At 64.7% G+C, this 12,540-nt stretch carries 9 protein-coding genes; 2 read left to right on the top strand and 7 right to left on the bottom strand.

Going from position 1 to position 12,540, the window contains the following annotated elements; all coding sequences use genetic code 11:
- The first annotated feature begins 234 nt into the window (after nucleotides 1-234).
- Nucleotides 235-2,745: a cation-translocating P-type ATPase gene (locus AC0L2J_RS07365; protein ID WP_473388208.1), complete on the top strand. Its 2,511-nt coding sequence runs from the start codon at nucleotides 235-237 to the stop codon at nucleotides 2,743-2,745.
- Between the two features lie 38 nt (nucleotides 2,746-2,783).
- Here the strand turns inward: AC0L2J_RS07365 and AC0L2J_RS07360 are convergent, their stop codons facing one another.
- From AC0L2J_RS07360 to AC0L2J_RS07345, 4 genes are all read right to left on the bottom strand, one after another.
- Entirely contained in the window at nucleotides 2,784-3,110 is a 327-nt protein-coding gene (locus AC0L2J_RS07360) for a hypothetical protein (protein ID WP_007608273.1), read from the bottom strand.
- A gap of 123 nt (nucleotides 3,111-3,233) precedes the next feature.
- Nucleotides 3,234-4,829: an MBL fold metallo-hydrolase gene (locus AC0L2J_RS07355; RefSeq protein ID WP_473388206.1), complete on the bottom strand. Its 1,596-nt coding sequence runs from the start codon at nucleotides 4,827-4,829 to the stop codon at nucleotides 3,234-3,236.
- Nucleotides 4,826-5,761, bottom strand: coding sequence for a ribose-phosphate diphosphokinase (locus AC0L2J_RS07350; protein WP_063993060.1), 936 nt, complete (start codon nucleotides 5,759-5,761; stop codon nucleotides 4,826-4,828). The genes AC0L2J_RS07355 and AC0L2J_RS07350 overlap by 4 nt, the downstream gene beginning before the upstream one ends.
- Nucleotides 5,743-7,284: a thymidine phosphorylase family protein gene (locus AC0L2J_RS07345; protein WP_473388202.1), complete on the bottom strand. Its 1,542-nt coding sequence runs from the start codon at nucleotides 7,282-7,284 to the stop codon at nucleotides 5,743-5,745. Before AC0L2J_RS07345 ends, AC0L2J_RS07350 begins: the two co-directional genes overlap by 19 nt.
- Before the next feature lie 243 nt (nucleotides 7,285-7,527).
- Between AC0L2J_RS07345 and AC0L2J_RS07340 the strand changes: the two genes are divergently transcribed.
- Nucleotides 7,528-8,973, top strand: a complete 1,446-nt coding sequence (locus AC0L2J_RS07340; protein ID WP_473388199.1) for a hypothetical protein — start codon at nucleotides 7,528-7,530, stop codon at nucleotides 8,971-8,973.
- 1 nt (nucleotide 8,974) lies between these two features.
- Here the strand turns inward: AC0L2J_RS07340 and AC0L2J_RS07335 are convergent, their stop codons facing one another.
- Genes AC0L2J_RS07335 through AC0L2J_RS07325 form a run of 3 tightly spaced genes read right to left on the bottom strand, consistent with a single transcriptional unit; the run spans nucleotide 8,975 to nucleotide 12,385 of the window.
- The gene (locus AC0L2J_RS07335; RefSeq protein ID WP_473388195.1) at nucleotides 8,975-9,658 is read right to left on the bottom strand and encodes a class I SAM-dependent methyltransferase; all 684 of its coding nucleotides are present in this window, start codon (nucleotides 9,656-9,658) and stop codon (nucleotides 8,975-8,977) included.
- A gap of 8 nt (nucleotides 9,659-9,666) precedes the next feature.
- Entirely contained in the window at nucleotides 9,667-10,662 is a 996-nt protein-coding gene (locus AC0L2J_RS07330) for a glycosyltransferase family 2 protein (RefSeq protein WP_007608284.1), read from the bottom strand.
- A 49-nt stretch (nucleotides 10,663-10,711) separates the two neighbouring features.
- Nucleotides 10,712-12,385 carry a hypothetical protein gene (locus AC0L2J_RS07325; protein ID WP_473388192.1) on the bottom strand — a complete coding sequence of 558 codons (1,674 nt, stop codon included), beginning with the start codon at nucleotides 12,383-12,385 and terminating at the stop codon, nucleotides 10,712-10,714.
- Between the last annotated feature and the right edge of the window lie 155 nt (nucleotides 12,386-12,540).

Below are 12,540 nucleotides of genomic sequence, written 5' to 3'. Positions count from 1 at the left end.
GAGGATCAGGAAATTGGCGGAGGGTAAAGCGCGGCTCCATCCCCGCGCACGTAGGTCAGCCATGCAAGGCAGCCGCGCCCTTCTGTCAGGTCGATGCTTGACGCAGGTCAAGCTGGCCGCCGCTTGTCGCATGGCATAATGGCCGTGGTGGTGGTGATCACGACACACCGCATCTTTTCATGAATTCCCGGGGACCAGGATGAGCTTCCAGTATCTGTTGTTTGATCGCAGGCAATGCAGGGGCTGACCGCGTCCGAAGCGCAGGCCCGGCTCAAGGCCGAAGGCTTCAATGAGCTGCCTCGGACGGGCCAGCGTACGATCGTGGGCCTCATGCTCGAGGTTCTGCGCGAGCCCATGCTGCTGTTGCTGCTGGCCGGCGGGGCGATCTATTTTATCCTGGGCGATCTCGGCGAGGCCTTGCTGCTCCTCGTCCTTGCGTCGATCTCGATTGTCATCACCATCGTGCAGGAGGCGCGCACCGAACGCGTGCTCGAATCCTTGCGTGATCTGACCAGCCCCCGCGCGCTTGTGATCCGCGCAGGCGAACGCATCCGTATTCCCGGCCGCGAGGTCGTTCGCGGCGACCTGATCGTGCTCTCCGAGGGGGACCGCGTGGCTGCCGACGCCAGCGTCGTCCAATGCGACGACCTGCTGCTGGATGAATCGCTGCTGACGGGGGAGTCCGTTCCGGTCCGAAAGCAGGCAAGTCCCGCTCTCGAACAGCCGCGTGCGCCGCATGCCGGCGGTGACGACCAGCCGTTTGTGTTCTCCGGAACGCTGGTGGTGCGGGGCAGCGGCGTGGCCGAAGTCCTGTCGACCGGAATCCGGAGCGAGATCGGCAAGATCGGACAATCGCTCAGTGCCTTGGTGACGGAAACGCCACGCCTGCAGCAGCAGACCACGCGGCTGGTGACGATGTTTGCCATTGCCAGCGCCATCGTCATCGCGTTGACCGTACTCCTCTATGGAATCTACCGCGGCGGCTGGCTGGAGGGCGTGCTGGCAGGCATTGCGCTTGGTATGTCGATGCTTCCCGAGGAGTTTCCCGTCGTCCTGACGGTGTTCCTCGCCATGGGCGCCTGGCGCATCTCGCAGGCTCGCGTGTTGACGCGGCGCGCCTCGGCGATCGAATCGCTGGGCGCGGCGACCGTGCTCTGCACGGACAAGACGGGCACGTTGACGGAAAACCGCATGACGGTCGCGCGCCTGGTGCTGCCCGGTGGCGCGCAATACACGCCTGGCGCCGCGGCGCGCCCTGAGCCTGGGTTCGATCCGCTGATCGAAACCGGGGTTCTGGCCTGCGTCCCGGAGCCGTTCGATCCCATGGAGAAAGCGTTGCATTCGCTCGGACCCGGCACCGCGACCGGCCGACGCCTCGTGCAGAGCTACGGGTTGCGTCACGACCTCCTCGCGATGTCGAACGTATGGCGGGGAAACGGTGACGAATGCGTCGTCGCAGCAAAGGGGGCACCGGAAGCGATCGGCTCGCTGTGTGGAATGAGCGCGGAAGAGCTGTCTGAGTTGCGGGCACGCGTCGATGCGCTCGCGCGGGAAGGGCTTCGCGTGCTCGGCGTGGCGCGGGCGACTTGCGCGGAGACGTCTCTTCCCGAGACGCAGCGCGGATTTGCTTTCCGCTTCTGCGGCCTGACCGGTTTTGCGGATCCCCTGCGGCCAGAAGTCGAGGGCGCCGTCGCCGAATGCCGTTCTGCAGGCATCCGTGTCGTCATGATCACCGGCGACTATCCGGCGACCGCATCTGCGATCGCAACGCGGGCGGGCCTCGATCCCGAGCGCGTCTTGACCGGGGCGGACGTCGATGGCACGGCCGATGCCGAACTCGCCCGGGCGGCGCGGGGACAAACCGTCTTTGCCCGAATTGCGCCGGCCCAGAAACTGCGCATCGTCAGTGCGCTCAAGGGCGCCGGCGAGATCGTCGCCATGACGGGCGACGGCGTCAACGACGCTCCCTCGCTGAAGGCTGCCCATATCGGCATAGCCATGGGCGGGCGCGGCACCGACGTGGCGCGCGAAGCGTCTTCGATCGTTCTGCTCGACGACGATTTCGGCTCGATCGTGAAGGCGATTCGGCTCGGCCGCCGGATCTATGACAACCTTCGCAAGGCGATGAGCTTCATCCTAGCGGTCCATGTTCCGATCGCGGGGCTTGCGCTGTTGCCGCTGCTGACCGGGATGCCGCTGCTGTTCGGGCCGGTCCACATTGCGTTTCTCGAAATGATCATCGATCCTGTCTGCTCACTGGTTTTCGAGGCCGAGACCGAAGAGCGCGACGTGATGCGGCGGCCGCCACGCGCGCCGGACGAGCCGCTGCTGCCAAGGTCCCTGCTGGTCTGGTCGGCGCTGCAAGGCGGTCTTGCGCTGGCCTTGACCGGCGGCATGATGGTGACGGCGAATACCTACGGCATGCCGGAAAACGAGGTGCGGGCGTTGACGTTCTTCTCGCTGGTGCTGGTGATCGTGAGCCTGATCTTCGTCAATCGCTCGTTCTCGACATCGCTTCTCGAAGCCTTCACCAGGCCGAACCGGACACTGGCCGTCATCGTCGTGTTCGTGACCGCCGTGCTCGCCCTGAGCCTCGCTTGGCCACCCGCAGCGGAGCTGTTTCGCTTCGGTCCGCTGCATGCCGACGATCTCGCGATCACGGTGGCGGCAGCTGTGGTTTCCCTGGTGTTGCTGGAACTGTCGAAATACCCGTTGCGCCATCGCTGGCCTGCCCGAGCTCCGTAGCCGCATGGGAGTCTGCCCTGAGAACGGCAGATAGACGTCTATTTGCAGTTCTTGCAGATCGTCAGCTTTCTCTTCACCACGTCGTCTTCCTGATCGATCGATGACTGGCTGGCGCCATCCGGATTGGACCGGGAGCTCTTTGCTGCGCGTGACCTCGCGGACGGCATCCCCTGATTTGACGTGTCATTGTCGTCGCCGACGCCTGCGCTGAAGCCGTCGTAATCGGCGGCCGGATTGGGTGCCGGCGATGCATTGGGCGGAGCAATTGAAACTGGCGGCCTGATCGAAGTCTGTCCTGTCGCGCCGCCGTGCGGCCAGGTGCCGGCAAGCATGAGGCCGAGAGCCAAAAGCGTCGCGCTTCTCATCCGCATCCTTCAAACAGCTCTGGTTCATCGATTGGCAGGTTGGCTCATCGAGCCACGGTATGCTGAAGACTATCAGGACTCGCACGGCCGTCAAAGCGCCCGGCTATTCGTCCCCGCGCCCCGCTATCCATTCTCCTGCAGCGCCCGCCGCAGCCTTCGGATGATGACGCCGCGGGCGCGGTCGTCGGCGGCGGCGGCGACGCGGTCGTTGATGTCGAGCATGAGTTCAGACATCTCGTTGTGCCAGTCGAGACGGGTTACGGCTTCCGGCGCGAGCCTGCGTCGATGGTCGACATCGAGCACGCGCGGCTCGGGGGTCGAGAGCTCATAGGCGTCGTCCAGCATCGGCTGATAAATCTTCGCCGCCGGGAGGATACGTTCGGCGACGCGGTCGGCAAGACCCGCGATCGCATTCTCTTCGCCATGGGTCAGGAACAGCCCGCGCGCGATCGGGCGGCGCGCGGCGATCCAGCGGGCGATGCCGGCGCCGTCGGCATGTCCGGAATATTCGTCGATCATCCGGATCCGCGCCGCGACCCGGATCTCCTCGCCCTGGATCCGTACCGCCTTGGTGCCGTTCTGGAGGAAGCGGCCGAGCGTGCCGTTAGCCTGGAAACCGGTGAGCAGCACGGTCGCATGCGCGTTCCACAGCCAGTGCTTCAGATGATGGCGGATCCGTCCGGCATCGCACATGCCGCTGGCCGCGATGATGATGTGAAAGCCGGAGAGCCGCATGATCGCCTTGCTCTCGGCCACCGTCTCGGTGAACTTGAGATGCGGCGAGTTGAGCAGACGGCTGACATCGACAGTCTGATCGAGGCTCGTCGCGTTCTGCCGGAACACCTCCGTTGCATGGATCGCGAGTGGGGAATCCAGGAAGATCGGCGCTGCAGGAATCTCGCCGCGCTCCATCAGGTCGACGAGGTCGACGATCAGTTCCTGGGTGCGCTCGACCGCGAAGGCAGGGATGAGCAGGGCGCCCTTGGCGGCCGCGGCATCGCGGACCTCTGTCGCAAGATGCTGCCGGCGCTGCTCCGGCGTCGTGACGGCACGCACGCGGTCGCCATAGGTCGACTCGGAAATGACGTAGTCGAGGTCCGACGGCGCCTGCGGGTCGGGCTGGAGCAGCTTCGCCTCGGGGCCGACGTCGCCGGAGAGCAGCACGCGCAACGGGCGCGTTGCACCCGCATCGGCAAATTCGAGCTCGATCGAGGCAGACCCGAGCAGATGGCCCGCGTTCCAGTAACGCGCGCGGACGCCGGACATCACGTCGATCCACCGTTCATAGTCGACGGGACGGAACGATTGCAGCGTTGCGAGCGCATCTGCTTGCGTGTAGATCGGCTCGACCTCCTTCCGGCCACGCGCCGCGTTGCGCCGGTTGAGTTGTGCAACTTCGGACTCCTGGATGTTGCCGGCGTCAGGTAGCATCCAGGAGCAAAGGTCGATCGTGCCCCGCGTCGCCAGGATCGGCCCGCCAAATCCCTCGCGCACGAGCTTTGGCAGCAATCCGCTGTGGTCGATATGGGCGTGCGTGAGAAGCACCGCATCGATATCGGCGGGCCGGAAGGGAAAACCGCCGTAGTTAAGCTCCTTGAGCGTCTTCTGCCCCTGGAACAGGCCGCAATCGACCAGGAAGCGGCCAGAGGCGGTCTGGAAAAGATAGCTCGAGCCAGTCACGGTGCGGGCGGCGCCGCAAAATCGAACGGTGATGCTCATGTCGTCGTCTCCGGCGAAGGTGTCTTGCTCAGTTCGGGCCGCAGGGCAGCCGCGAGAATCTCGCTGAGCGCGATCGCGTTGGTCGGATGCGGCACGCTGTCGGTCGAGCGGACGGAGCGGATGCCGGCGTCACTGAGCGCAGCGACCATTTCGGGCGGAAACAGGGCGTGCGTCACGATGGCGTCTATGCAGCTCGCACCCGCGGCTTCGAGGGCCTTCGCCGCAACCATCAACGTGGCTCCGGAAGAGATGATATCGTCGACCAGCAGGGCCGGGCGCCCGGAAAGCAGGCCGGGATCGGCAAACTCGATTTGTACGGAACGATCGCCGTGGCGCATCTTCCGGGCGACCGTATGCTCCAATTGGAGCCGCCGGGCGAGATCACTCACCCATGGCTCGGATTCGGAATCGGGGCCGATCACGACGGTGGCCGGATCGACTCCAGTCTTTGCGAGGGTGTTCGCAATCGCCGGCATAGCGGACAGATTGTCCGCCTCGATGCCGGGAAACACGAGCTCGATCCTGGCCGTGCGGTGCAGGTGCGCATCAACGGTGACGACACGATCGACGATTCCTGCAAGGAGTCGGCCGACGGCGTGCTGGCTGATCGCTTCGCCGGGATGAAACGCCGCGTCCTGCCGCATGTAACATAGATACGGTGCCACCAGGACCAAACGCTGTGCGCCGGCGCGTCGCAGTGCTTCACTGGCCAACACCAGCGCGATCAGCTTCTCGTTGGGCTGGTCCAGCGCGGCGTAGAGGATCACCGTGTCCGCGACCGGGCCGATCGTGATACGCAGTTCGCCGTCCGGGAAATGGTGAAGATCAATGTCCTCGCAGGCAAGTCCGAGCTTCGTCGCCAGTCGCGCTGCCGAACCCGTGGCTGAGGACAGGTTCTGGAAGATGACGGTGCTCACGGCGTGCTCCCGCATTGAAGGGTACCCCGATCTTTGATGGCGTACCCGGCGTCGGCAGCGGTTGCAGTCGCCGCGAGATCGTACTCCGGCTGGTCGAAGGTGTAGACGCGGTAAAGCGGCTCGCCCTGCTCGACCGGGTCGCCGATCTTCTTGAACACCCGGATGCCGGCGCCCTTGTCGAGCGGCGCGCCGGCGGTGCGTGCCAGGCGATTGAGCCGCAGGCAGTCGATTGCGGAGACGACGCCGTCATCCGCGGCCTTGACGTCGAACGAAAGATGGCCGAGCTCGGTACTGCAATTCGACGGACCCTGGGCGTCGATGATCCTCTGCATCTGCTTCAGCGCCGCCCCGCTATCGAGCAGCTCGCGGGCGCGCGCATAGCCTGCGCCGCCGCGCAGCTTCGGGTCGTGTTCCAGGAGATGCGCGGCGAGCCGCAGCGATTTCTCGCGCAGATCGCGCGGCGCATCCGGCTCGTTGCCAAGCACTGCCATCACGTCGTTGGCCTCGAGCACCGGCCCGATGCCGTTGCCGATCGGCTGGCGGCCATCGGTTGTGATCACCTCGATCGTGCGGGCGAAGCGATCGCCGACGAACTCGAACATTTTTCGCAGGCGCATCGCCTCGACGGCGCTGGTGACCTTTGCCGTCGGCCCGACCGGAATGTCGATCAACAGGTGCGTCGAGCCAGCCGCGATCTTCTTGGACATGATGGAGGCGACCATCTGCTCGCGGGTATCGAGACTGAGCGGGCGTTCGACCGAGATCAGGATGTCGTCGGCGGGCGACAGATTCACGTGCCCGCCCCAGATCAGGCATCCATTGCAGGTCGCGACGATCGTCTTCATCTCCTCGACCCCGACATTGACCCGCGCCAGCACCTCCATCGTGTCGGCGGTGCCCGCCGGCGAGGTGATGGCGCGCGAGGACGTCTTGGGGATCGGCAGGCCGTGCGCGGCGACGATGGGTACCACGACCATCGAGGTGCGATTGCCGGGGATGCCGCCGATGCAATGCTTGTCGACGACGATCGGGGTCGGCCACAGCAGTTGCGTGCCGGCCTCGGCCATCGCAGCGGTAAGAGACAGGAGTTCATCACTGGTGATGAAGCTCGCCGAACCGATCAGGAATGCGGCGATTTCCATGTCGGAGTAGCGATAATGTGCGAGATCATCGATGATCGCGCCGATTTCCGCCCGAGTCAGCGTTCGTCCGCGAATTTTGGCGCGGACCGCCTCCAGGCTCTCCGGAGGGGAGGCGGGCGTTACCGTGACCCGCGTGCCGGCGGCTTGCGCGAAACGCCGGAACGCAGGCTCGGAGAGGCCGATCTCGTCGGGGGTGGCCAGTGCGTCGTCGTCAGTGATCAGGAGCGTCGCGAGCAGCACCTTGCCGTCGAGTCGAAGCTCGACGCGGCTGAAGCCGCGAAAGATGTCCGCACGTAGCGCCTTCGACCGCCTGGAAATGACGACGACGTTCTCGCGGCCGGTATCGAGATTGACACGGCGGATCTTGAGTTGGGGACGGGAGGGATCTGGATGCATGAAGGTGCCGGCAGGGAGGCTGGGCCTCCATATTTACCTGCCGCAATCTTCATGCACTTGACGCAGATCACGTCCGACGCCCTGGCCCAGCATGGAGCTCGGGTCGCTTGCGGTGACGAGCAGCAGGATCTCGAACGCACGCCAGGAATATGGTTCATAAACAGTAACCGTCCGCCGCGCACTCCCCAACGGCCGTGAACGTCAAAGAGGAATTTAACGGTTGCGCCCTAACTTGCGCTCGCCATGAGTGACCAGGCCGTCCACAGCGAGGTTCAACCGTTTTCGGCGCGTGCTGCGCTTCCCTGGCTGGTGAGCCTTGGCGTTTATGCCCTGCTGCTGATCCTTGGACCGCGGCTGCTCAATGATCCCGACAGCTATTCGCACATCGAGGTGGGGCGCTGGATCATCGCGCACGGCACGCTGCCGGCGACCGACCCATTTTCTTTTTCGAGGCACGGCGCCCCCTGGATCACCTTCGAATGGCTCTCGGAGATCATCTACGCTGGAGCCTACGCGCTTGCCGGCTGGCAGGGCGTCCTCGTCGTCGCCGCCGCGGCGATAGCGCTCGCCTTTGGCCTGTTCACGTTCTTCCTGCTGCGCGAGCTTTCGCCGACCCAGACGCTGCTCATGGTGATCGCGGCCGTCATCCTGTTGGCGCCGCATATGCTGGCGCGGCCACACGTGCTGGTGCTGCCGCTGATGGTGACCTGGGCGGCTGCCCTGGTACGCTGCATGGATCGTGGAGGCCCCCCGCCGTACTGGGCCCTTCCGCTGCTGGTCGTGTGGGCCAATCTGCACGGCAGCGTGGTGCTGGCGCTTGGACTGATCGGCCCTGCGGGGCTCGAGGCCCTGCTGCGCGAAAAGCGCAGCGAATGGCCACGCGTATTGCTGCGTTGGCTCCCGTTCACGGCGCTCGCGGTCGCGGCGTCCTGCCTGACCCCCTATGGGCCCGAACCGCTGATGATGCCGCTGACCACACTCGGCCTCGGCCCCGCGCTCGGTTGGATCGCGGAATGGCGGCCGCAGGATTTCAGCCACATAGGTTTCTTCGAGTTGCTCTTGCTGGCCGGCATCTTCGCGCTCTCGCGCGGCGTGACGCTGCCGGTCGTGCGGGCCCTGGTCGTGATCGGCTTGCTGCATTTCGCGCTGGCCCAGATCCGCAATGCGGACCTGCTGGCCATGCTGGCGCCGCTCTATCTGGCGGCTCCGCTGGGGCGGAAGTTCGGCGGACCGATTGGGGAAGATGAGGCCGGCTCGTCACGCGGCCTGAACCTGGTCGCGCTCGGTGTGTTGATCGTGGTGAGCGGGGCGACGCTGGCCCGCGATATGCGGCCAGCTCCGGCCATTACCCCTCGGGCTGCCATCGCTGAAGCCAAACTCGCCACGGCGGGGCACGTGCTCAACGATTATTCGTTCGGCGGCTATTTGATCTTTGCCGGCATTCCCACCTTTATCGACGGTCGCGGTGAACTGTACGGGGGAGCGTTCATCAACCGCTACAATCGCGCCCTGGCGCTGGTCGATCTGGGCGACTTTCTCAAATTGCTCGACGAATACAACATCGGCGCGACGCTGCTCGCGCCGGGGACGCCGGCGATAGCGATGCTGGACCGGCTGCCCCAATGGCAGCACGTCTACAGCGACGACGTGGCGGTCGTGCACAAGCGGCGAGATATGCCGCAAAGATAGATCAAGCGGTCCCGTAGGCGGCGTATTGGCCGCCGAGCGGCACGCCGCTCAGGGTCGCTTCGAGGCGCCGCGCCGGCCTGGTGTCCCAAGGCAGCAGCAGGAAATGGCGCGCACCGATCTCGCGCAAGCCGCCGGCAGCCATCAATTTTCGGGTTGTGCCAGCCCCGAGCAAGACGGCGTCCCGGTCGAACTCACAACGCGCGACGGCAAGGCGGGTCAGCGGGTTGTACGGATTGTGCTCGATGACGCAGACGAGTCCCCCGGGGCGCGTCACACGCCGCATCTCCGCGATGAATTGCGCCCATTCGGCCGGTACGACGTGGTGCATCACGCAGACGGCCGTGACCAGATCGAAGCTGGCATCGTCGAAAGGAAACGTGCGGCCGTCAAACTCACGGTAGTCGACCCCGCCATTGTCAGCGCATGCCTGCGCCAGGCTGGCCGAAGAAACGTCGATACCGCTCAAGCGCCCAACCATGCCGTGCAGCAGGGGATGAAGGCGGCCGACGCCGCAGCCGACGTCCAGCATGTCGGGCCTGTTCGTGTCGAGCCGCTGCGCGATCAGGATGCCGAGCAGATCGGCCTTGGCGCGCATGAAGAAGTGATGCGGCAAACCGGAGAAGTCGATCGAGGATTGGACCACGTCACGGTAGTTGTCGTGATAACCGTCGAAGAGCTCGGTCATGCGCCGGGTCATTCGTTGACGGCGTGGATCGCGGGTGCGGCCGCCGCCTCGTTGCGGTCGAAGCCAGCGCGCGTCTGCACCACATAGAGCGGGCGACGTTTCACCTCGGCATGGATGCGGCCGACGTAAAGCCCCACGATGCCCGTCATCAGCATGTTCATTCCGCACAGCAGGGACACGACAACGATCGTCGAGGACCAGCCGGTCACGAGATGACTATCGTTGCTGAGCCACAACAGGATCACCCAGCCGCCATAGAGCAGTGCCAGACCCGAGACCGTCAATCCGCACCAGATCGCGAGCCGCAAGGGCAGATCGGAAAAGCCGAGCGCGGCGTTCATCGCGAGCCGCACCATCTTGAACAGCGGATATTTGGTCTCGCCCGCTGCACGCTCGAGGCGGTGGAACGCGACCTCGGCTTGCCGGAAGCCGAGCCAGGCGATCATGCCGCGTACGAAGCGGTCCTGCTCCGGCATCTGCCGAAGCGCGTCGAGCACCTTGCGATCGATCAGGCGGAAGTCGCCGACATCGGCGGGGATGCCGACCGAGGACATCCTGCCGAGAAGCCGGTAGAACAGATGCGCGGTCGCGCGCTTGAACCGGCTTTCGCCGTCGCGCGACAGGCGGCGGGCGTGGACGATGTCGTTGCCTTCCTGCCATTTTGCGATCAATTGCTCGATCACTTCGGGCGGATCCTGCAAGTCGGCATCCATGACGATGATCGCTTCACCTTGCGCGGCGTCCATGCCGGCGGTGATGGCGATCTGATGCCCGAAATTTCGCGACAGGCCGATATAGCGGAAGCGCGGGTCGCGCGTGGCGAGCGCCTGTAGCACGATCGAGCTGGAGTCCCTGCTGCCGTCGTCGACGAAGATCGCCTCTGCCGGCCCGTCGAGCCGGGACAAGACCAGGTCGAGCCTGCGCAGCAGCACCGGCAGCACGGCTTCCTCGTTGAACACGGGGATGACGAGGCTGTAGCGGATCGACTGGAAATTGGCCGCCATGCGAGAGAGTCCAACTCGTTGCAGGAGCGGAAGTCTATGCCGGCGGTGGTTAAGGTCGCCTTGCCACAACCATTAAGGATATGGGACGCCCGGGGGCTTCCAATGAAGCGGGTGAAGATGGTGATGCCCGATTAACCACGCTGGCGGCCGCGGCTTCGGCGTAGGACTTGCGGCGGATCTTGTAGAGAACAAATCGCTCCGAGGTGTCCAGCGCTTCCAGCAGATCCGGCAGCGGGTTTGCGACCCCCGGCCCGAGGACGTAGAGATAGTCGAAGTCCTGGTGCCAGGTGCGGACGAACGGCGGAACGCCAGCTGGCGGCCGGCTTGCCGCAATCGCGGTCAGCACGCCCAGCGGCACCGGCCCCCCGTAGGGAATGGCAAGACGGCGCACGTCCTCGCGTGGCCGCACGGGCTGCTTGCCCGCTTCCGTGAATAGATTGGGCACGAACGCGTTGGCATAGTGCACGGCGAGCGTAGGCGCATAATACATCGGATATGAGGTGAGGTCGGCGAAGGGCGGGTCTCCATTGTCGTCCGTGCTGGCGACGAGGATGCGCGAGCCGCGATCGATCTTGTTGAACGACGCGACGATGGCCGCATAGTCGGTGCGGTAAGGCAGCCATACCGCGAGCACGACGGCGAGATTGATCAGTATGACGCCACTGATCGCGGCGAGCGCCGCCATTCTCCATGCCCGGCTGGGCAGCGTCAGCGAGCAGAAGGCCGGCAGGATCAGAGCCGCAGCGGGAATCACGCGAAGGTCGACGAACGAGGTTCCGAACAGCTTCGAGGGAATGACGACGTACAGCACCGCGAAGCCGATCGCGAGCCAGATCCCGGCTGCCTCGAGCTTGAGGACGCCGCGTCTTGCGGCAAAAAAGAGCGAGATCATCAGCGCAAGCCCGGTTGCCGCCGCGACCGTCAGATTGTAACCGTTCATGATGCGCAACGGCCAGATCGGCTTGAATTCGAGGAACCAGTTCGTTCCTTCGCTTCCGATCGATCCCGCGGTCATGCGCATGATCCCAAACAGGGCAAGCGCCGGTATGGCCAACGCGCCGAGCCGCGCGGCGGCGACCCCGTGCGATTTTCGCCCATGACGGATGCGCGAGAGCTCGTAAAGGCCAAGCGCCGCGCCGTAGATGCCGAGGGAGAAGAAATGTGCCGCAAACAGCGCAGCGACGAAGACCATGTTGACGACGAAACGCAGGGGCCATGGGCGTTCCGCCAGCATCAGATAGACGGCGATGCCGCAGACAGCGAGGCCCAGTCCGAACTCGAAATTCACGAAGCCCCAGCTGAACGGCAGACAGTAAAGGAAAGCGAGGGCCGCAAAGCCGGCGAGATGGATCCGTCCCTTCCGCGCCCATTCGAGCGAAAGCGCGCCCCCGACGATCAGCAATTGGCTCAGGAGCAGAAACAGCCGTGTGGCATTCTCGACGCTGATCAGCCGGGCCATTTGCGGGACCAGCAGATCCATTCCAAGGTTGGGGTAGAATGCCCAAGCCACTTCGTAGTGCGGATTGGCGTTGGGGGTGCCGTTCTGGCTCAGAATATACATCCGGGCGAGGTGATTGGGATAGTCGACCATCGCGGGGATAGGGGTCAGCAGCACCGGAAGAAACGACACGGCCGCCAGTACAGCGAGAACGGTGATCACCACCGACCGGTCCGAGCCAAGACGAGCCCGGATTGTCGAAATCGGCTTGTCGGAAGGAATCATGTCATCGGGCCGCTGGAGTTCGAGGTTACGCTCTACGATGGCGCAACCGCCCGACACAACGCCATAATGCGAACTTCGTGAGAATTAAGCTGGGCTCGCCGCCGCATCGGAAGGAGGAGCCCGTCATCCGACGCGCTGCATGCGGACTTGTGCTG

It is taken from the genome of Bradyrhizobium sp. MV1.5 (genome assembly GCF_055807615.1).
Note: the sequence above shows the minus strand (reverse complement) of the source record. Positions and strands in the feature narration are given on the sequence as shown.